A 22,794-nucleotide genomic window follows, 5' to 3' on the forward strand; every position below is an offset into this window, starting at 1 on the left:
TTACTTTACATACGTAAAAGAATATCGCTTGGTTTTTATAGTTAGATTACTGTAAAAACAAGTTCTACATAGGAACCTCGTTATTAAAATTAAAAAGATTCCTGTCAGCGCAGGTAATTCATTATGAAAAACATCCTTACACTATTTATGATTGTTTTATTTAGTCAATTTTCAAATGCCCAACAAAACTACCTCAGCTTGTGGAAAGAGGTAGAAACATTTGACAAAAAAGGCTTAACCAAGTCTGCTTTTGAAAAAGTTTCTGAAATTGCGGCACTTGCCAAACGCGACAAAAACAATCCGCAAATCATAAAAGCATTTCTTAAAAAAGCAAGCTATCAGTTAATTTTAGAAGAAGATGCACAATTAACGATCGTAAATGATTTAAAAGCCGAAATTGCGACACAATCATTTCCAACAAAAAATATATTACAAAGTATTTTAGGAACCATTTATTGGCAATATTTTCAAGGCAGTCGCTACCTATTTTATAATAGAACAAAGACCAATGAAAAAGTGGATGCGAATGATTTTAGAACGTGGGATTTAGAAACACTTTTTAGTGAAATTCATCTGCATTTTGATGCTTCACTGGAAAATGCAACACAATTACAACAACTTGATATATCGGCGTTTGACGCAATTCTTTACAAAGAAAAAGGTTCTGAAAAGTACAGACCTACAGTATATGATTTTTTAGCGCACAATGCCTTAAAATTTTATAAATCGGATGAAAATAACATCACAAAACCTGCTTTTGCATTTACGATAGACAATCCTGAATATTTATGCGATGCAACACTTTTTACAAAACTAAATCTGACCACAAAAGATTCACTTTCGTTAGAAGCAAAAGCACTGAAAATTTATCAAGATTTAATTCGATTTCACTTACAAGATAAAACCCCTGAAGCACTTATTGACGTTAACATTGAACGTTTATATTTTGTACAACAAAAAGCTACATTTAGTGACAAAAATGAAAAGTTAATTGAAGCTTTTCAAAATGAAAAAACGAACTATCCAACACATCCACATTCGGGAATGTATGATGCCGAAACCGCCGTTTTATATCAGCGCCAAGCTTCGAAATACAATGCCATTACAAATCCTGAATATCAATGGAGTTATAAAAAAGCAATTCAATTGTGTGACGGTGTTATTGCAAAATTTCCGAAAAGTATTGCCGCAAAAAAATGTGAAATCATAAAACACGGAATCAAAAAACCGGAGTTAAACATACAAACCGAGAATTACCTTCCAATTGCTACGGTTTCAAAAGTATTGGTTTCTTATAAAAATGTGGATCGTTTATATTTTTCAAGCATTCCAATAACGCAAGCTGAATATGAAAGTTTCCAAAAAATATATAGAAAAGAAGAGCGTTATGCTTTTTTGAAACAACTCAGAGCATACGAAACATGGAACGTAAAACTTCCTACCGAAAATGATTATCATTTACACACAACTGAAGTTTCATTGCCAGCGCTTAAAAATGGATATCATGTGATTACGGCTTCTAAAACGGCTGATTTTTCAAAGGATTTTTATGCTTTCGGAATTGTACAAGTTACCAATATGGCGTTGATTCACAAAAACTCGCCTACAAATTCTATCTTTCAAGTAACCAATAGAAATACGGGAACTCCAATTGCCAATCAAGAAGTAGAGTTCAACTATACAACGCGTAGTTCTAAAAGACTATTATCGAAAAAGCTCACTACAGACAACACAGGAAGCGTTATTTTTAACAATGAAGCTAGCTTACGCAATGTACGCATCCATATAAAAAACGACACAGAAACGGCTCATTTTGGCAGCTATTACATTTATAAAAGTTACGGCGTTAGCAACAATGATCCGAAAGTAAATTTATTTTTCTTTACAGATAGAAGCATTTACAGACCTGCACAAACATTACATTTCAAAGGTATTTTGGTAAAAACGGAAGATGGAAAATCAACTGTATTGGCTAATGAAAAAATCTTTGTAATTCTGTACGATACGAACCGTCAGAAAGTTTCAGAACAAACCTTTGTCACCAATGAATACGGTTCTATAAAAGGCGAATTTATCTTGCCAAACTCAGGACTTACAGGAACCTATATGTTAGAAGCTGATGTAGACGAATTTCCGACCGCAAATGGAAGAACGAACTTTTCTGTAGAAGAATACAAACGTCCAAAATTTGAAGCTGAATTTCTTCCTGTTAAAAATAGTTATTCCGTAAATGATGACGTAATTGCGAAAGGAAATGCTAAAGCGTTCGCTGGAAGCAACATTACCGATGCCAAAGTAACATATACTGTAAAACGTACGCCACGGTATCCTGCATGGGCATTTTGGAGACGTCCATACATTCAAACAAGTTCGCAACAAATTACGTCGGGAGAAACTACGACAGATGCTTCTGGAAACTTTGAAATTACGTTTAAAGCAATTCCTGACACTACTGTAGATAAAACACTGCTGCCAATATTTGACTATGAAGTTTCGGCAGACATTACAGATCTTAATGGCGAAACCAGAAGTACTACAACCACGATTCATGTTGGATACCACACATTGACCGCAAAAGTGGATATGAACAGGCTGATAAATGCAAATAACCGAGCACATACACTGACAGTTGTTACTAAAAATTTAAACGGCGAAGAAGTCAATGCTACAGGAACAATTACCATTCATAAACTACAAGCGCCTGATCGTGTGTTGCGCAAGCGTCCTTGGAACGTTCCAGATTATGCAATGCTTTCTGAAAGTGAATTTAAAAAGCAATTTCCGCATGATGCCTACACACGTGAAGAAGAAGATTTCAAACAATGGAAAAAAGGAAAAAAAGTATTTGACGAATCATTTGATACCGAAAAAAGTTCAAAACTTGAACTCGGAAACATCAAACGTTGGAAATCTGGAAAATATGTTATTGAACTCAACACAAAAGATGCCAATGGTATGGAAATTAAAGACATTGTGTATGCGGATGTTTTTAATGAAAAAGACGATGTTACTGCCGATCAAAAACTCTTAGAGGTTTCTATTGATAAAGTTTTATATCAACCAAACGAAACAGTTATACTAACCTTAGTTGCTGCTTTAAAAGATATGACGGTCACTGTTGATGTTGAAAAAGATCATAAAATTATCAACACATATGTTATTTCGATGAAAAACGGCAAGAAGGAAGTGAAAATTCCTGTGTCAAAAGCTGATGAAGGTGGTTTTAAAATACATTGTACAACGACTATTTTTAACAGTATTGTGTCAAAACCTGTGAATGTTTCTGTAATATATCCGCCATCCGAATTGCAAATTGAAACAACGACTTTTAGAGACAAACTAAAACCTGGACAAGAAGAAACGTGGAGTTTCCATATCAAAGGTGCAAAAGGAGAAAAAGTTACGTCTGAATTATTGACAAGTATGTATGATGCTTCTTTGGACGAATTTAGATCGCATAAATGGCAGTTTTCGCCATTAGATCAACCTATATATTACAGTTCTATATCTATAAAAGCTTCGCAAAGTTTCGGAACAACAGGTTTTACTCGCTACACTAATTATTCTGCCAAATACTACGATACACAATCGTACGACAGACTCAATTGGTTTGGCTTCCGAATGCAAAATGCAAGAAATCAATATCTGCGAAAAAATGTACTACGATCAAGTCAACGAATATCATCGACAATGCAAGGTATTTCAGGTGGAGTTGAAGTTGTAAATGATGCCGAAATGGTAGAAGAAGTTGCATTTATGACAGCTAATGAAAGTACTCCAATTAATACTAAAGAAAAAGATAATGCTTCTTTTAGAGATGGAGATGCTGAATCAAGTAAAATGTATGAGCTATTTGAAGAAGAAACAACGATTGTTCCGCGCAAAAATTTGCAAGAAACGGCGTTTTTCTTTCCACAATTACAAACAGACAAAGATGGAAATGTTTCGTTTAGCTTTACAACTCCTGAAGCCTTAACGAAGTGGAAATTGCAACTGTTAGCACATACAAAAGAGTTACATTCGGCAACGAAATCACTAACAACAGTGACGCAAAAAGAATTAATGGTATTGCCAAATGTACCGCGTTTTTTACGTGAAGGCGATAAAATTGTCATTAGTAGCAAAATTTCAAATCTTTCTGAAAATAACTTAACAGGAGAAGCGTCATTGCAATTGGTTGATCCTATTACTGGAAACGACATCAATCCTGCATTATTTCCACGATTAGGAACTCCAACACAAGCATTTTCAGTAGATGCCAACGGAAACACACAAGTATCTTGGACTTTATACATTCCAAAAACCATTCAGGCAGTTCAGTATACAATTACTGCAAAAGCGGGCAACTTTTCCGATGGAGAACAAGGTGCGTTGCCTGTATTATCAAACAGAATGCTAGTGACGGAAACCTTGCCAATGTGGATTCGTTCCAACGAAACAAAAACATTTACATTAGACAAACTTTCAAACACAAGTTCGGCAACATTACAACATCATAAACTAAGTTTGGAAGTAACTTCTAATCCTGCTTGGTATGCGGTACAAGCATTGCCGTATTTAATGGAATATCCATACGAATGTGCCGAACAAACATTCTCACGATATTACGCAAATGCATTGGCGAGTCACATTGCAAATAGCAATCCGAGAATTCAAGAAGTATTCAATCAGTGGAAAACTTCGGATGCATTGTTGAGTAATTTAGAGAAGAATCAGGAATTAAAATCTTTACTAATTCAAGAAACGCCTTGGGTTCGCGATGCACAATCAGAAACGGAACAGAAGAAACGAATTGCGTTATTATTCGATCTTAACCGAATGAAAAATGAACAATCAAGTACGCTTCAAAAGTTAGCACAAATGCAATACGATTCAGGCGGTTTTCCTTGGTTTAAAGGTGGACGCAGTAACCGATTCATCACACAACATATTATTGCAGGTTATGGACATTTAGACAAACTCGGCGTAGAAATTTACACAACTAATGAAGCTTCAATGCTTATTGAAAAAGCAATTGGTTATTTGGATGCAGAATTTGTACAAGAATACAAAGACCTTCGAAAATATGACAAAGATGTAGATTTATCAAAAGATCATTTGTCGTATTCTCAATTGCATTATTTGTACACGCGAAGCTTCTTTCCTCAGTTTGAAAGATCGAAAGAAGTATTGGAAATTACAGATTATTACAGAGGACAAATCAAGAAATATTGGTTGAATAGAAGTTTATATTCAAAAGGATTAATGGCGTTAGTTTCGCACAGATATAACAATCCAAATACGGCAACTGCAATTGTACGTTCGTTGGCGGAAAATAGCATTACAAGTGACGAATTGGGCATGTATTGGAAAGCAAATACGGCTTCTTGGTATTGGTATCAGGCGCCAATTGAAACGCAAGCGTTGATGATTGAAGTATTTTCAGAAATTTCTAATGACATCACTACGGTAGATAATCTAAAGATTTGGCTGTTGAAGAACAAACAAACCAATCGTTGGTCAACCACCAAAGCAACTTCGGATGCAGTCTATGCGTTATTATTGCAAGGAAGCGATTGGCTTTCGGTAACGGACATGGTAGATGTGACGGTTGGAAATCAAAAAATTTCGCCAACTAGCTTAGAAAATGTAAAAGTAGAAGCTGGCACAGGATATTTTAAAACCTCATGGAATGGAAACGAAATCACGCCTGAAATGGCAAAAGTAACCATGACCAAGAAAGGTAAAGGAATCGCTTGGGGCGGATTGTACTGGCAATATTTTGAAGATTTAGATAAAATTACCACAGCTGAAACTTCATTAAAATTAAGCAAAAAACTATTCAAACGCACATATGATGATACAGGCGAAGTGTTGACAGCAATTGACGAAAACAGCAAATTAGCCTTGGGCGATTTAATTCGAGTTCGCATAGAATTACGCAATGACAGAGTCATGGAATTTGTACATATGAAAGACATGCGTGCGGCTGGTTTGGAACCAATTAATGTATTATCGCAATACAAGTGGCAAGATGGTTTGGGTTATTACGAAAGTACCAAAGATGCTAGTACGAATTTCTTTTTCGATTACTTACCAAAAGGTGTTTTTGTGTTTGAATATGATTTGCGTGTAAACAATAAAGGAGAATTTTCAAACGGAATTACAACCATTCAAAGTATGTACGCGCCTGAGTTTAGCAGTCATAGTGAAGGTGTTCGTGTGAACGTGGACTAGATTGGTGTTTTGTTATTTGTTGATTTGTTAATTTGTTAATTCGTTAATTTGAAAATACAACCATTACGTCAAACCGAGTGAATTTGTACAACAAATTTGTATCGAGAGCTGCTTTGTATCTCGACTGCGCTCGATATGACAATTGTTGTTAGTCAACTTAGTACTGGAATCTGAGACTGGAAACTGTTAAGTCGTTGATTTGTTGATTTGTTGATTTGAAAATAGAACCATTGCGTTAGTTTAAATGAATTTGTGCAATCAATTTGCATCGTGAGCTGCTTTATATCTCGACTGCGCTCGATGTGACAATTGTTGTTAGTCAACTTAGTACTGGAAACTGTTTATTCGTTAATTTGTTAATTTGTTAATTTGAAAATACAACCATTGCGTTAGTTTAAATGAATTTGTACAACAAATTTGTATCGAGAGCTGTTTTGTATCTCGACTGCGCTCGATATGATAATTGTTGTTAGTCAACTTAGTACTGGAAACTGAGACTGGAAACTGTTAAGTTGTTGATTCGTTTATTCGTTTATTCGTTAATTCGTTAATTTGAAAATACAACCATTACGTCAGATCAAGTGAATTTGTGCAATCAATTTGTATCGAGAGCTGCTTTATATCTCGACTGCGCTCGATATGACAATTGTTGTTAGTCAACTTAGTACTGAAAACTGAGACTGGAAACTGTTGATTGATTCCGTATCAAAACTCCTCCAATTCCCTTTGCTTATTTAGATACTTTCCAAAGTCAAGTAAAAGTACTTGCATTTGCGTATAATACACTTGTATTTCACTTTGAGCGAAAATACGCTTCCCTATTGTTTATAAAAGTGACAATTTTACCCTATCAAACAAACCTTATTAATTAATCATTTTTTAAAAGCAATTAGTATGAGTACATCAACTTTAATTTTAGACGCACAATCAAACGGTAGTGCACAAGTAACACCAAGTAGATTTCCAGCACAAATCACACTTTCATTTGAACCGCAAGGAGAAGCAGAAGTTTTTTATGGTCTTGACGGACAAAGACCTTCGATTCCATTACATCCTGGAGTTTCAAAAGTTGTTGTGAATGTCAACTCTTTACAGTTAGACTACAGAACCGTAAGTGAAAAAACGAAACTTCAATGGGAAATGGATTAATCTGTAGACATTTCATCCATAGAATTATACAAGGCATTCTTTTTATATTAGGAATGTCTTTGTGTTTTTAACTTCCATCTATTCTTTTTTATGTTTAAATGTTACTTTTGAAGATGTATCACTATTAAATTGTACATGTGTGATTTCGGTAAGCTTCTCTCCTATTGCTTCCAAAGAAGTATTTACTGTAAATGTATATTTCATTTCAAATTTACATTCACATGAACAGTGATTACCAAACGGATGATATAGAATATTTAGAGTAGTTTCATCCACAATTTCTGCTTCACATAAAAATTCAGAACAGCAGTTTTCTACAACAGTAAATTCAATCAAAAATCGATCTTCTGCATTGGTTATTTTTGTAATTTTCTTATCATCATCAGGATTTTCAATTCCTCCTCCAGAATTTTCACAAGAGCTTACTGCTGCCGAAGTCAATACATAACCATCCACATTTTGTAAATAACGAAGTTTTACACTTTCAGTAAATAGTTGATTTCCTTTCGGAGATATTACTATTGATTGTATTTCTTGTTGTACTTCCTTTTTTACTGTTTCTTTTTGAGTATTATTTTTTTCACAACTTATTAGAAGAAGTATTAATAAAATCATTTGTGCAAGTATGAATCTTTTCATGATTTGTAAATATAAAGTAAAGATTCAGACATTATTTTAGGATTGATTCCTATTCTCTCGCACTTGGAACATCCCAAACTTTCTGAATTACTAACGGAGTTTCCCGATTGTGTAAATTTTGATGACAACCGAAAAATAGATATCTATTTTCTTAATGTTTCTAAAGAAGAAAAACATCATTCATAATATTCAATTTCAAAAATAGTTTCTTTATGAAGTATTTTTTCGCCACCAAGGTAATAGTATGACTTGATGCTTTTCGGATTTACTTTTTCGTCATATAAATACTCATATTCAACATCTAGTGAAACTAAATTTCCTTTTTGATAAAATACCAAAGTGCCTTCGACCAAATGCATGCGATCTTGTGCATCATACGTTACGGTGTAGTTTTCTTTGTCTTCTCCTTTTGTACGTTGATACGCTGTAATTTTATTTGTTTTTGAGTATTCAAACGTTCCTTTTTGGATACTATCGCTTGTTACCACTACCGGAAACGTTTCATATGGCTGATTCGCGATTGGTATGTCAATTTCGTAATAATCAAACAAATACCGTTTATATATAGTTTCAAAATGCATCAATAAGTTATCTTCCGAATATGTGTATGTCTTTTTGTAAACGTCAATCACTTCCCCAAATTTGTCATAGACTATTTTTTGAGTTGGTACATCATTTTTATATCTGACTAATTCCAAAAATTTATCTTCAAATCCAGACCTAAAATATTCAACTGATTCATCTTCATCATTATATTCTTCTGCAATGAAGCTTTCAAATTGATGTATTTCGAGCAATCGATCTTTCTCGTCGTACACATACGAAATGCTATCACTATTATTATAATACGCAATCAAACGATCATTTTCATACACATATTTATCATCGCCAATCAAATCTGGTTCGTATTCAAACCCTTCTGGCACTACTTCTCTTTTGACCGTTTTTATAGTTTGATTTCCGTTGGTTTCAATACTAGCTTTTGGTTCTTTCAAATGAAAGGTTACGTCTTTTGAATCTTCAATTCCGTATGAATATGTACGTGCTTCTGTACGTTCCAATTGTCCTTTCGTATTGACAAAGAGCATTGTTTTTTGTGTAAAAATGACATCAACTCCGCTTTCATATTCCTTGTAAGTGCGAATCACTTTTTTCACATTTCCATTATATTTTGATGGATCCGAAATTTTTTCGTTGTCTAAATATTGGTAAAATGTGCTTTCAGGCGAAACTATTACAGGTTTTTTAAATTCTTGTGCGTGTACATTCGCGAAAGCGAAATAAAAACTGAGGAAATAAAAAATGTTTCTTTTCATAAAAATGGTATTCCTGACTAAGATATAATTTTTTGTTGATTTGTGAATTTTGAATTTGATGATTCGTTTATTTGTTTATTTGTTTATTCGAAAATACATACATACATTAAACCGAGTGAATTTGTAAAATATTTGTATCGAAAGTTGCTTTGTATCTCGACTGCGCTCGATATGACAATTGTTGTTAGTAAACTCATTATTGAAAACTGAAACTGAAAACTGTTGATTTGTTTATTCGTTAATTCGTTTATTCGTTTATTCGTTTATTCGAAAATAAAACCATACGTCAAACCGAGTGAATTTGTGCACCAATTTTGTATCAAGAGCTGCTTTTATATCTCGACTGCGCTCGATATGACAATTGTTATTTGTAAACTTTTTTCTGAAAACTGAGACTGAAAAGTGTTGACTCGTTAATTCGTTAATTCGTTAATTCGTCAATTTGAAAATACAACCATACGTCAAACCGAGTGAATTTGTGCACCAATTTTGTATCAAGAACTGCTTTTATATCTCGACTGCGCTCGATATGACAATTGTTACATGTAAACTTTTTTCTGAAAACTGAGACTGAAAAGTGTTGACTCGTTAATTCGTTAATTCGTTAATTCGTCAATTTGAAAATAAAACCATACGTCAAACCGAGTGAATTTGTGCACCAATTTTGTATCAAGAGCTGCTTTTATATCTCGACTGCGCTCGATATGACAATTGTTACATGTAAACTTTTTTCTGAAAACTGAGACTGAAAAGTGTTGACTCGTTAATTCGTTAATTCGTTAATTCGTCAATTTGAAAATACAACCATACGTCAAACCGAGTGAATTTGTGCACCAATTTTGTATCAAGAACTGCTTTTATATCTCGACTGCGCTCGATATGACAATTGTTGTTCGTAAACGTTTTACTGAAAACTGAGACTGGAAACTGTTTATTCGTTGATTCGTTAATTTGAAAATTTGAAAGCAAGGTATTATACCAACTCCGATTCCAAACGCTCTTCAATCACTTGATCGCCTTTTTTGTAAACATAATACGAATGATTTTCTTCGTCTATCGACATGGCTTTGACAGGTGTTCCGTTTTCAAACACAATACCTGATAAGTCATCGCACGCATATCCATCTGTCAAAATTCCGTTAGCAATGTTACTATGAAATAATGGACGACGTGAAGCTTCCGAATGGTAATGTGGACAATGACTGAACGGCAAGAAATTGAAACCTTCCACAAATGTGAGTTCTTTAGGTCGCGAATCTGTAAAACCTCCATTGAACCAACACAGCGAACCTGCGCTTCCGCCAGCCAATACAATTCCTTTTTTATACGCTTTCATCAATGCTTTGTCAATTTCGTGCGCTTTGAGTAAAGTCATCATGTTTAATGTATTTCCACCACCGACAATAATGGCATCCATTTCTAGCAAATAATCTTCAAAAGCCCAATCTTGTGAACTTGAACTAATCCAAACTTTTAAAATGTGTGGTTCTACTTCTAAATCATGACATAACTCATACCAATAATTGATGTACCAAAGTGCATCGCCTGTTGCGGTTGGTAAAAAGCAAATTCGTGGTTTTGATTTTCCTGTGAGTTTGGCTGTGTATTTTACAAATTCTCGATTGACTTGTCCGCCGTAAACAAATAATGTTGGTGTTGCATTCATGGTTTTATGTTGGATTGTTGGATTAAAGTTAAAAATATCTTTTTATAAATGTATGGCTAGTTTTTGTTTCTTCGATAGGATTCTATCTCTCGCCAACGTTCTGGATTGAATGTTTTCCTGTAGACTTCATAAAAATCATTACTTGCATAATTTTCATTGATATAGTATCCAAAGAGTTCTACAAAGGTAAATCGATATGGTGCGTTTTCGGCTAACATGTCTTTTCCTTTCGCATCAAAAATCATCATAGAAGTATATCTATATTGGTGTTCTCCTTCAAAACCTCTTGCGATTATTGTAAACTTCTCATCTACATTTTTTAGTAGTTTCACATTATTCCAAATTAAGCTTGGACCGTTAGCATCTGTACTTTGAAGAATTGCTTTATGCCATTTTCCAAAACGATCATACATGATTTTTTGAATATAGTAGGAACTCTGAACACACTTGTATTTTACTTCATTAAACCTTAGCGTATCCTTGTTGACAATTGAAATAAAATCATCGTATATGTATTCCGAAAAACTATTTTCAGGTGTATTATGACATTTTGATTTGTTTTGTAAACTTTCGTATTGTTTTAAAATTTCTGCTTTTGTCCAAGTTTTCCCTGGCAAAAACAATTGATGACTGTAAAGAAAATAAATCAATTCCTTTTCGTCATTGACAACTATATTGCTGAAATTCAATTTTTTTTTGATTTTAAAAAAATAGAATTTCGTTTTGTAATCGTATTTTTTTTCACGACGATTCTTTTTCCCTTGAATGGTAACTTTTAGTAATTCCTCGTTCGTTTTTACATCGTAAAGAAATAAGAGCTTATTGCTCTGTTTTTGTATTTTTAGATAAGGCTTGTCATCAACATATGCAATATCATTTTTTATTTGAATAGGTTGAGCAGTTGTGAGATACAGACAAAAGATAATTAAGAATATGGTAAGATACTTTTTCAATAGTAATTGCTTTTAATTTTTGACAATAAGATACGTATTATTCTTTAGAGATAGCCGTTTAAATTTCTTAATGACTTGCCAATTTTAAGTAAATCACATGAATTATTTATTTTATTGTCGCTTATATTCTTGTACCACATTCCAATCATATTTGTCTAATTTCTTCCAATATATATCGTAGAACGCACGATCACGCGTGTTTTCTCTTATAAAAAGTCCGAAGAGTCCAACCAAACGATATCGAAGTACGGAGTTTGGTGCTAACATATCGTTTCCATTTTCATCAAAAATCATCACAGAAGCATAGATCGTTTGCCTACTTTCTACACCTCTAGTGATCACCGTAAATTTTTTGTCAATATCTGGTAAGAGCTTTACATTTTGCCAAACTAAATTTGGATGACGTGAGTATTTATGAGTAACTATTCCTTTGTCCCACATTCCGAAACGATCAAACATGACCTTCTTTGTGTAAGCTGCACTGTGTACACATCTATATTTTACTTCATTGATAAAAAGCGTATCCTTGTTTACTACTGACGGAAAATTGTCAATGAGTATTTGAGAATAATCATTTCTTAAAATCTTTTCACAAGATGCTTTTGTAGATAAACGCTTATAATCATCAATAACCTTTTTCGTAGTAATTGCAGTATCAGATACTAAAACTTGATGTTCATATAAAAATTCAATAACGCCGTATTCAGACTCAAAAACTTTCTCATTAAACGTCAGTTCTTTTTTAATAGTAAAGAAGTAAAATCGTGTCATGTAATACATAAACTGATTAATTTCATTGTATTTTTTTTGCGTTGTGACTTTGATCAGTTTTTCATTGGTTTTTACATCATATACCAAAAATTTATACTTGCTCTTTCTTTCTATTTTTAAATACGGTTTACCATCAATAAAAGCAATATCATCTTTGAATTCAATGTTTTGTGCAGTATTGAAATATACACTAAATACAATAATAAATAGGGTAAGATATTTTTTCAAGCGTCTTGATTTAAGTTTATATTGGAAAGATACGATAGTTCACATAAATTAATTCTGATGTCTCACATTTTCCTTATGAAACAAATTCTTCCTAAACTCAGTTGGTTTTTTCTCGTTTAGTAATTCTAGCTTTCCTTTCGCTTTTATGAGTTCTTGAAAATGTTCTTCACGTTGTTCGTATTGCGCTTTATTTGTGTACGTTGTAATCAACATGAGATGAAAAGGCGCTTCTTCAGAATACGTTGTTTCCATGATTTCAAAAGACGCAATGTAGTTTTCCTTTAGTGCCATTTGACGCAATATTTTCCAGTTGTGCTGATAGTAATACATTGCTTCTGCGTTGTTTCCATTTACAATTTGAACGAAATCTATAGTGGAAATTCGCTCATCTTTTTGTGCAAATGAAAGTTGAGTAAATGCGATTAAAAGAAGGAATAGTATCTTTTTCATGTTGATTGATTGTATAGAGTTAATCTATATTTATTAAGTATGATAAAGGTGTAAAGTGCGTCATTCTGAACTTGATTCAGTAACACATGACATAATAAACTTAGTCGATATAATGAGACCCTGAATCAAGTTCAGGGTAACGAATTATTAATATGACAAAAACGGATAAATAAATCTATTTCTGAAAAAAAGATACAAAAAAAGCGACTCTAAAGCCGCTTCTTATTATTTGTTTAACATTTCCCATAGTTTATCTTTGAGTTCCATAATGCCGAGTTGAGCAACGGAAGAGATAAACATGTATGGAACGTTTAAATCTTTATCAAGTTCTACGCGCATTTCTGCCATGAGTTCTTCATCTAACATGTCTGATTTTGAAATCGCGATGAACCGTTCTTTATCCAACATTTCTGGATTGTACTTTTTTAATTCATTGAGTAAAATATCGTATTCTTTGGAAATATCAGCACTGTCCGCAGGAATTAAAAATAGTAAGGTTGAGTTTCGCTCAATATGTCTCAAAAAGTAATGTCCCAAACCTTTTCCTTCGGAAGCACCTTCAATGATTCCAGGAATGTCTGCCATGACAAACGATTTGTAATCTCTGTATTCTACGATTCCTAAATTGGGTTTTAGCGTTGTAAATTCGTAATCGCCAATTTTAGGTTTTGCAGATGTAATTACAGATAATAAAGTTGATTTTCCTGCATTTGGAAATCCTACCAAACCAACATCTGCTAATACTTTTAACTCTAATAGAATGTCTTTTTCTTCGCCAGGAATTCCAGGTTGTGCATATCTTGGTGTCTGATTTACAGACGATTTGAAATGCCAGTTTCCACGTCCGCCTTTTCCACCTTGCGCAATGATGCGTTCTTCACCGTGTTCGGTAATTTCAAAAATTACGTTATTTGTTTCTGTATCACGTACTACTGTTCCTAATGGAACATCCAAATACACATCAGCTCCATCAGCTCCTGTACTTCGGTTTGAACTTCCATGACTTCCATGTTCTGCTTTGTGATGTCGTTTTAGTTTAAAGTGGTACAGTGTCCAAAGGTTTTGATTTCCCCTAAGAATAATATGTCCGCCACGTCCGCCGTCGCCACCATCGGGTCCACCTTTGGCGTTGTATTTTTCACGTAATAAATGCATAGAACCTTTTCCTCCGTTTCCAGAAGTAATGTGCATTTTTACATAGTCTACAAAATTTCCATCTGTCATTGTATCTTCTTTTTATATTGTGAGACGCGGTTTCCTTTTTTATTATAATTGGTCTATTACATCGCTTAATCGAACTGTAATTTCTTCAATAGTTCCGATTCCATTTACGCTGTAAAATTTATTTTGTGCTTTGTAGTAATCAATTAATGGCGCCGTTTTTTGATTGTATTCTTCAAAACGGTTTCTAATTTTACTTTCATCCTGATCGTCCACACGTCCACTTTCTTTTCCACGTTCTAGTAAACGTTGAATTAAGATTTCGTCATCAGCTTCTAAGGCAATCGTTGCAGAAATTGTCATGTCTTTCGACGTTAAGAAATTGTCTAAAGCTTCCGATTGCGCTGTAGTTCTTGGGAAACCATCAAAAATAAAACCTTGTGCTTCTGGATTTTTCTCTACTTCTGCTTGTAACATATTAATGGTAACTTCATCAGGCACTAAATCGCCTTGATCCATATATGACTTCGCCAAAAGCCCTAATTCTGTTCCATTTTTGATGTTGTATCTAAATACGTCTCCTGTAGAAATGTGTACCAAATTGTACTTTTCTTTTAAGAAGTTTGCTTGTGTTCCTTTTCCAGCGCCAGGCTTTCCGAATAAAATTAAATTAATCATGTTGTGTGTATGTAATTGATAAACTTCGGGTAAGTTTCTTCCCAATTCATCATAGTCTAGTCCGTAACCGACGATGAACTTGTTCGAAATTTCTATTCCGATATAATCGATGTTGTATTGTTTTGTGTACGCTTCAGGCTTAAAGAATAAGGTTCCTATTTTGAACTGTTTTACTTTTTTTGCCTTAAATATGTTGTGTAATTCTTCTAAAGTATTCCCCGTATCAATGATGTCTTCTAGAACCACAACGGTTCTTCCTTCAATATTTTGAGATAAACCAATGAGTTCTTTAATCTCGCCTGTAGAAGTTGTTCCGTGATACGATGAAAGTTTCATAAAGCTCATTTCACATGGAAATGGATATGCTTTCATAAAATCTGAGAAAAACATAAACACACCATTCAAAATTCCAATGAAAATTGGTTCCTCATCTTTAAGGTCATTTGCCACTTCTGACGCCATTCTAGCGACAGCTTCCTGAATTTCAGCTTCAGTTATGAATTTTTTGAAATATTTATCGTGTAGTTTAATCACGTTTTCTAGGCGCTTTTTTTTAAGATAAAACTATTTTTATCCGTTGAAATATCATGATTTATGATACTTTTTATCATTTTGAAAGGTGCAAAGATACAAATTGATTTATGAATAACGTTTAACGAGTTTACTTTTACCATTTTAGATTTGTACTTTTGTTTAAAATCTGAAATACATGAATTATTTTTCCTCCAATTTTAAGCTAGGAATCCTCGGTGGCGGGCAATTAGGCAAAATGCTACTGTATACAACTCGAAAGTTTGATATTTATACCAAAGTGCTTGATCCAAGTGCGGAAGCGCCTTGTAAAATAGCGTGCAATGATTTTCATCAAGGTGATTTGATGGATTTTGACACGGTGTATAATTTTGGTAAAAACGTAGATGTACTTACGTTTGAAATAGAACACGTTAATACCGATGCTTTGCAAAAGCTTGAAGACGAAGGCGTACACGTGTATCCGTCTGCCAAAACCTTGCAAACGATTCAGAATAAAGGAATTCAAAAGATTTTTTATACACAACATAAAATTCCAACGGCGCCTTTTTCTATTTATATGTCGTTAGAAGAATTGATGCACGGAATTCAAAATGAAGTAGTTACGATTCCATTTGTGTGGAAAAGCACACAGTTTGGATATGATGGAAGCGGCGTAAAAGTAGTCCGATCGATGGAAGACTTGGAAAAGTTACCAAATGTAGAATGCATCTGTGAAACCTTGGTTGATTTTAAGAATGAACTCGCGGTGATTGTTTCCCGAAGTGTTTCTGGCGAAGTAAAAACGTATCCTGTGGTAGAAATGGAATTTCATCCAGAAGCAAATCAGGTTGAATATGTTATTTGTCCAGCTAGAATTTCTGAGGACATTCAAGCGAAAGCGAAAAAAGTAGCCTTACACGTTTCTGAAGCGTTACAACATACAGGAATTTTGGCGGTAGAGTTGTTTCAAACACAAGATGATGAAATTTTAGTGAATGAAGTTGCACCAAGACCACATAATAGCGGACATTACAGTATTGAAGCAAGTTATACAGATCAGTTTGAACAACATATTCGTGCCATTTTAGATTTGCCATTAGGAAATACAGACAGTAAAGTAGCTGGAATTATGGTAAATTTGGTCGGCGCAGAAGGACATACAGGCGATGTTGTATATGAAAATATTGAAAAAATCATGCAACTGGAAGGTGTAACGCCACATATTTATGGAAAGAAACAAACACGTCCTTTTCGTAAAATGGGACATGTAACTATTGTAAATTCAGCTGTTGCAGAAGCTCGAAAAGTTGCCCAAGAAGTAAAACAAACAATCAACGTAATTAGTAAGTAATATGGCAAAAGTGGGAATTATTATGGGAAGTACAAGTGATCTTCCTGTAATGCAAGAAGCAATTGATATTTTGAAAGGTTTTGATATTGAAATTGAAGTAGATATTGTTTCGGCACACCGAACTCCTGAAAAGTTATTTGATTATGGCAAAAATGCTCATACACGCGGTATTAGCGTTGTGATTGCTGGAGCAGGTGGCGCAGCGCATTTGCCTGGCATGGTGGCTTCATTGTCGCCCTTACCTGTGATTGGCGTTCCTGTAAAATCGAGAAATTCTATTGATGGTTGGGATTCTGTATTGTCTATTTTACAAATGCCTGGCGGCGTTCCTGTGGCAACAGTTGCCTTGGATGGCGCTAAGAATGCTGGAATTTTAGCCGCGCAAATCATCGGAACTTCTGACAAATGTGTGTTGGATAAAATTTTGGTATACAAAGAAGGTTTGAAACAAAAAGTAATCGAAGGTGCAAAGAAAGTGTCTGAATAAAATAGTAGGTATTTAGCATTTGCATTCAAAATATACTAACAAAAAAACCGCCACAATTTGACTTGTTGGCGGTTTTTATATGTTCATATGTGTCGGTAAAATTAAGCTATAATATCTTTATCTTTTACGGCAACTTTATTCAGTTCATCAGCGATTAAAGAAGATCCTTTTAAAAGTTCAAAAGTTCTATTACGAGCTACATCATCATGTAAAGAGCGTACCAACGTTTGTGCAACGTCATCACGACTTATTTCTCCTGAACGATCTAATTGATCTCCAATTTTTATTTTTCCTATCCCAGCGTCATTTGTCAACGTTCCTGGACGAACAATTGCATAATCTAAGGTGCTAATTCGTAAATAATCGTCTGCATTTGCTTTGGCTTGCATGTATGCTTGCATGTCTCCAGCATTTTCCGGCTGATCTGCGCCCATAGAGCTCAACATTACAAACTTGTTTACACGTTCTTTCTTTCCTGCATCAATCAATCGTTTTGCGCCTTCCTGATCTACAGCGACTACTTTTTTACCGTTTGATCCTGCGGCAAATACTATTTTATCAATATTTTTCGTAACGTGAGAAAGATCGCTTTCCAAGTCGCCTATTACTGTATCAATGTTTTTATTTTCAAATTGTGCTCTTTGTTCTTCTTTACGCACCATTGCAACAGGATTGAAATATTGCGATTGTTTTAACAAGTTAACAACTTTATTTCCTGTAGCTCCAGTTGCTCCTGCAACTAAAATATTTTCTTTACTCTTTTCCATAGTTCAATTTCTTTTTTATTAGTTTTTTCTTTTTCTGATTGTTTTTTTAATGATTCATCATTTTTTCTTTTCGTTTGCGAAGTTGTCTTTCCAAGTCGTTTATTGATTCTGAAATGGAATCTCTAAAGTTATCGTGACTTGCTTCTGCAAATAATCGTGGTCCTGGTAAACTTAATCGAATATTACAAATCATTCCTGTTTGGTCAGAAGTTGTATTTTCAGTTTTGAAAAACACATCTGCTCTGATGACCATTTGGTATTTTTCGGCTAGTTTGTTTATTTTTTCTCGTGCAAATGCTTCTAATGATTCACTTGCGGTTACATCGTGGTATTCAAAAATTATGTCCATATATTTTTTTTAAAGATTCGTTTATATTGCGGTTTTAACGGCAATTATTCAAAGATAAAATTCACGATGAACATGCCTTAGCTCATATGATTTTAACATGAACTCTTTTGAAATTAGTGTTGCTATTATGTTTCTTGAAGAAATGGATTCGGAAATATTATATACAGAAAAAGTCGCTCCGAAAAGCGACTTTTATATCATACAAACCATTTAAAATAAAACTAACCTACCATATTATTAATCATTTTTTACCCCAAAAACATTTTTGGACAAATGAGTTTGTAATGATGATTCAAATGTATTGTATTGCACATAATTCTTCGTTTTGAAACTAGCTTAAATCTGTTTTCTCGATTAAATGCAATAACTATTCGATAAAGTGTATTCTTATGTATGTCAACTTATTTTACGCACCTTACAAATAGTAAAAACCCTCTAAACTTTTGTTTAAAGGGTTTTACATCAACCAATCCATTTTAATTACATACAGTTAATAGGGGCTATCAACATTGTATCATGCTTCAAGTAGGTTACATATATTGTATAATTATGAAAAAAACTATCTCTACTAAATCAACAGGACAAAATTCTTGATTTCCTGACAATTAGAAGAATAGCGAATTCTGTTTCTGTAGTGAATCGATGAAATGCACAAATAATCGATAAAGTGTAATTTGAAGCGTTTTATTTAACGATTTTCTTAATTATTGTTGCACCTGAAGAATTTGTACAACGCAAAACGTATACACCGTTCGCTAAGTTTGTAGTCTGTATTGTATTTTGAAAGTTGCTCATAAATACACGTTTTCCCGATATATTATACAAGGCAACCGTTTTGATAAGACCTTGTTTGGTATGAATATGAAGCATATCATGCGTAAAGTATGCCTGCAAATCATTTTTATCTTGTATACGATCTTCTACATTTAAAGCAGATCGTCTGTCAAATTTTAGAAAAAAACGATCATTTGTTTCTCCAACAACATCAGCAAATGTATACGGAGTTTGGCGTAAATCTGTAAATGTTCCTTGGTATGTGTCTTCCAAAATGATATCAAACGTTGGATCTAAAAATTCGGCATCAATTGATATTGTGTAGGTTCCGTCAGAAGTAATTTCATATCCTAAAGGCACTTGTATGTCGGTATTTGTCAATTCGGGCAATGCCTGAATGGAAAGTCGTGTAGTATTCAGAAACGAGTAAAATTCAATCACCGAACCGTCATTGATAAAGTAACTGTCAAATCCATCATCAAAGTTAACTGTTCCTTCTGGAATGAATCCTAGAAGAATTGTCATAAAATTGCCATTACCAGCCAAACGTAAAGAAATTCGTCCGTCAGTTGTGCTATCTTCTGAGTTGTGTATATCTTCTTCATTTTGCCCAAAAGACATAAGAGAAAAACTCAGGCACATGAGTAGCACCAATAATTTTGTTTTCATTTGTATGGAGGATTAGATCGTCAATCTATTGCAATGATAAACAAAATATCAATTACTACACTATTATATTCACTGTTAAGGCTTTAAAATTTTCTTTACCACGGTGATTCCTTCCGTTGTAGTCAGTTTTGTGATGTAAATACCTTTTGCCAATTGTGGAATTGCTGTCGTTTCGACATAATCGCGCTGTATAATCTGTTTTCCAGCGATATCGTACAATTCAATAGTCTCAAAATCTGTACGATTCGTCACAATTTGTAATTCATCGCCTTTGAAGAATACTGTTGTTTGTTCATTAGCTTCAGCTATTTCATCGACACTTAAGGTAGTTCTTGATTGTATATGAATAAAGAAACGATCATTTTCTTCCGTAGGTGTAGTTGTAAACGAATAGCTAGTTTGGCGTAAATCTGTAAAAATGCCTTTGTATCTGTCTTCTAAAATGATATCAAAATTCGGATCTAAATATTCAGCGTCAATTTGAATAGTATAGGTTGCGCTTGCTAATACTTGATAACCTAAGGAAATTTCAAAATCTTCCGTTGTCAATTCTGGTAATGCCTGAATGGACATTTTATCCGTTCCGATGTATGAATAAAACTCCAAGCTTGAACCTTCGTTGATAAAAGGACCATCATAACGTTCTTCGTAACCAGTCGTTCCTTGCGGAATGAATCCTAACAATTGTGTTGCGTAAACACCATTTCCAAATATGCGTAAAGACATTCTTCCATCAGTTTGACTGTTGCCTGTGTTTGTTGTTTCTGGTGTAAATGCTCCTGAACTATTCGGTCTAAAAAATTGTGTATTGTTTGCTACAACTCTATGCGAATTTTTAAAAGTAACAGATCCACTAGTGCCACTTTTGGCTTGTACTGCAAATCCTTGAGCTGTTCCTATGTTTCCATCGGCAGCACCTAACGGATTTGAACCTGTACTATTGTATTCTATATAATCAGAAGCTAAATTGTCTCCAATTGGCGCTTCTGTTTGTCTCCAATAATATACAGTTCCTTGAATTTCATCTGAATTATCAGCTTGAAACGTTTCCCAGTCAATTGCTGATGGATATGGATTTCCAATGATATTATACCCAGATTCTCCAGAGTTTGGATCTACTGTGTAATACACATTTTCGACAATATCACCATTGTTTACCGTTCCTGTAAATGTTGCAGTTTCTACATCAAAGTGATTTGCTCTAAACGCGTAACCTCTTCCAACTTCCATGTCTGTATGACTGTTGCTCCAACTTGCATTTGTTGCAGAGGCATTCCAATAGTAATTGTATCCTCCAACATTTGGAAAAATCGTTGCAATTGTGCTACTCGCTTCATCAATTGGCGTTGACCAATACGAATAAAAATACCTGTTTGTATAGTTTGGCGAATCACGTTTTACAGTATAACTTCCTGTTCCCTTTACTGGAATATTTTCACGAGCTAGCAAAGCACCGTCATCTTCTATCGTAATTGTTCCGTTATTAGTTATATCGTATGCAACATCTAAAGTTCCACCTGCATTTACAGTAAGGGAAGCGGATGCGTTTACAGTAAGTTCTCCAACTTCAATATGTGATGTTAATACAGGATAATTTGTTGAGCTTTGAATCACAACTGATTCTAGCTTTGTGGCATCAGGCGCAGTTCCGCCAACCCAATTACTTCCCGTTGTCCAACTTGTTGTAGCAGCGGTTGCAGACCAAGTTATGACGGTTTTATTGCTTGCAGAATCTGTTACTGTAGCATTACTATCGTCCAAATAAGAAATGGTATCACCATCTAAAGCGGCTACCAAATTATCTGTTCCAACAGTTGTAATTAGTATGTCTTTGTTAGTGTCTATTTCGGTTGCTGTACGAACATCATCCCAAACTCTAAATCCCCAAATATTTCCTGCGAAGTAATAGTTACTGTTCGATTGCGAATTAGTATTGAAACAATATTCAGAAGTTCCGCCAGATGTCCATGTACCACAGTTTGGATAGCGTATGTTGGAATCAGATCGTCCCAAATTGATATCTCCTGAGTGACCTCTAACTTCGAAACCTGCTCTTGAATCTAATAAAGTTCCATCTAAATACCACTTTAAGTTCGTATTATCAGAAGCTGCTATAGGATCATTTACAGGAACGCCTACATTATCAAACACCAATGCAACATGATACCAAGTGTCATCACTAATAGGTTCTCTAAAATATGTTCCATTCCAACGTGGCGAATAATCACCAGATGATCTGTTGTAAGCTCCAACAACCACATAGTCATTTTCAACGTACAGTACAATTCCACGAGTACCACCACCTTCTTTGTAAATTATTTGTCTGTTGGTAGCATCATCAACTTTAAAATATCCTTCAATAGTTCTATTATTTACAACCGTTGTATTGATGTTGTCTGAATCATTTAATTCTATAAAATCATCTACGCCATCTAGGTAATAACCTTCATTTGGCGGTTGTGCTATTAAGTGGTTTGTAATCAATAAAATTAATAATAGGAAAAACTTCTTCATAATTAGGGCAATTTTTACAATATATACGCAAATTCTCTATCTTTGGTTTTGAAAATGATATACATCTGATATATACTATAGTAAACATATAATTTGTACTATAAGATACCATTTTCTTACAAAGATAAAAATTCTAATTCGAT

The 22,794-nt window shown here is 34.1% G+C and carries 16 protein-coding genes; 4 read left to right on the forward strand and 12 right to left on the reverse strand.

Annotation, left to right across the window (positions count from 1 at the left end):
- Window positions 1–123: 123 nt before the first annotated feature.
- Both AA089_RS10475 and AA089_RS10480 read left to right on the forward strand, forming a co-directional pair.
- Window positions 124–6,216 carry an alpha-2-macroglobulin family protein gene (locus AA089_RS10475; protein WP_046756895.1) on the forward strand — a complete coding sequence of 2,031 codons (6,093 nt, stop codon included), beginning with the start codon at window positions 124–126 and terminating at the stop codon, window positions 6,214–6,216.
- Between the two features lie 894 nt (window positions 6,217–7,110).
- Window positions 7,111–7,365, forward strand: coding sequence for a hypothetical protein (locus AA089_RS10480; RefSeq protein ID WP_046756896.1), 255 nt, complete (start codon window positions 7,111–7,113; stop codon window positions 7,363–7,365).
- Window positions 7,366–7,443: 78 nt separating this feature from the next.
- Here the strand turns inward: AA089_RS10480 and AA089_RS10485 are convergent, their stop codons facing one another.
- The 8 genes from AA089_RS10485 to AA089_RS24240 all read right to left on the reverse strand — a co-directional run bounded on the left by AA089_RS10485 (window position 7,444) and on the right by AA089_RS24240 (window position 15,761).
- Complete coding sequence (locus AA089_RS10485) at window positions 7,444–8,004, reverse strand: hypothetical protein (protein ID WP_046756897.1); 561 nt, start codon at window positions 8,002–8,004, stop codon at window positions 7,444–7,446.
- Window positions 8,005–8,180: 176 nt separating this feature from the next.
- Window positions 8,181–9,320 carry a hypothetical protein gene (locus tag AA089_RS10490; RefSeq protein WP_046756898.1) on the reverse strand — a complete coding sequence of 380 codons (1,140 nt, stop codon included), beginning with the start codon at window positions 9,318–9,320 and terminating at the stop codon, window positions 8,181–8,183.
- A 973-nt stretch (window positions 9,321–10,293) separates the two neighbouring features.
- Window positions 10,294–10,986 (reverse strand): Type 1 glutamine amidotransferase-like domain-containing protein, encoded by a 693-nt coding sequence (locus tag AA089_RS10495; protein ID WP_046756899.1) that lies wholly within the window; start codon window positions 10,984–10,986, stop codon window positions 10,294–10,296.
- A 56-nt stretch (window positions 10,987–11,042) separates the two neighbouring features.
- Window positions 11,043–11,939, reverse strand: coding sequence for a hypothetical protein (locus tag AA089_RS10500; protein ID WP_046756900.1), 897 nt, complete (start codon window positions 11,937–11,939; stop codon window positions 11,043–11,045).
- Window positions 11,940–12,050: 111 nt separating this feature from the next.
- Window positions 12,051–12,938, reverse strand: coding sequence for a hypothetical protein (locus AA089_RS10505; RefSeq protein WP_046756901.1), 888 nt, complete (start codon window positions 12,936–12,938; stop codon window positions 12,051–12,053).
- A 48-nt stretch (window positions 12,939–12,986) separates the two neighbouring features.
- Window positions 12,987–13,388 (reverse strand): hypothetical protein, encoded by a 402-nt coding sequence (locus tag AA089_RS10510; protein ID WP_046756902.1) that lies wholly within the window; start codon window positions 13,386–13,388, stop codon window positions 12,987–12,989.
- A gap of 225 nt (window positions 13,389–13,613) precedes the next feature.
- Window positions 13,614–14,612 carry a GTPase ObgE gene (gene obgE, locus AA089_RS10515; RefSeq protein ID WP_046756903.1) on the reverse strand — a complete coding sequence of 333 codons (999 nt, stop codon included), beginning with the start codon at window positions 14,610–14,612 and terminating at the stop codon, window positions 13,614–13,616.
- A gap of 42 nt (window positions 14,613–14,654) precedes the next feature.
- Window positions 14,655–15,761, reverse strand: coding sequence for an adenylate kinase (locus AA089_RS24240; RefSeq protein WP_082113249.1), 1,107 nt, complete (start codon window positions 15,759–15,761; stop codon window positions 14,655–14,657).
- Between the two features lie 175 nt (window positions 15,762–15,936).
- On the opposite strand from AA089_RS24240, the gene AA089_RS10525 reads away from it, so the two are divergent.
- Complete coding sequence (locus tag AA089_RS10525; RefSeq protein ID WP_046756904.1) at window positions 15,937–17,091, forward strand: 5-(carboxyamino)imidazole ribonucleotide synthase; 1,155 nt, start codon at window positions 15,937–15,939, stop codon at window positions 17,089–17,091.
- A 1-nt stretch (window position 17,092) separates the two neighbouring features.
- The gene (purE, locus tag AA089_RS10530; protein ID WP_046756905.1) at window positions 17,093–17,578 is read left to right on the forward strand and encodes a 5-(carboxyamino)imidazole ribonucleotide mutase; all 486 of its coding nucleotides are present in this window, start codon (window positions 17,093–17,095) and stop codon (window positions 17,576–17,578) included.
- A 101-nt stretch (window positions 17,579–17,679) separates the two neighbouring features.
- Here the strand turns inward: purE and AA089_RS10535 are convergent, their stop codons facing one another.
- The 4 genes from AA089_RS10535 to AA089_RS10550 form a co-directional block, all read right to left on the reverse strand.
- On the reverse strand, window positions 17,680–18,345 hold the full coding sequence (locus AA089_RS10535; protein ID WP_046756906.1) for an SDR family oxidoreductase: 666 nt from the start codon (window positions 18,343–18,345) through the stop codon (window positions 17,680–17,682).
- A 46-nt stretch (window positions 18,346–18,391) separates the two neighbouring features.
- On the reverse strand, window positions 18,392–18,694 hold the full coding sequence (gene hpf / locus AA089_RS10540) for a ribosome hibernation-promoting factor, HPF/YfiA family (RefSeq protein WP_046756907.1): 303 nt from the start codon (window positions 18,692–18,694) through the stop codon (window positions 18,392–18,394).
- Between the two features lie 684 nt (window positions 18,695–19,378).
- On the reverse strand, window positions 19,379–20,137 hold the full coding sequence (locus tag AA089_RS10545; RefSeq protein ID WP_082113250.1) for a T9SS type A sorting domain-containing protein: 759 nt from the start codon (window positions 20,135–20,137) through the stop codon (window positions 19,379–19,381).
- Window positions 20,138–20,212: 75 nt separating this feature from the next.
- Window positions 20,213–22,651 carry a T9SS type A sorting domain-containing protein gene (locus AA089_RS10550; RefSeq protein ID WP_046756909.1) on the reverse strand — a complete coding sequence of 813 codons (2,439 nt, stop codon included), beginning with the start codon at window positions 22,649–22,651 and terminating at the stop codon, window positions 20,213–20,215.
- Window positions 22,652–22,794 lie beyond the last annotated feature (143 nt).

The sequence above is a fragment of the Kordia jejudonensis genome, assembly GCF_001005315.1.
GTDB classification, from domain to species: Bacteria; Bacteroidota; Bacteroidia; order Flavobacteriales; family Flavobacteriaceae; genus Kordia; species Kordia jejudonensis.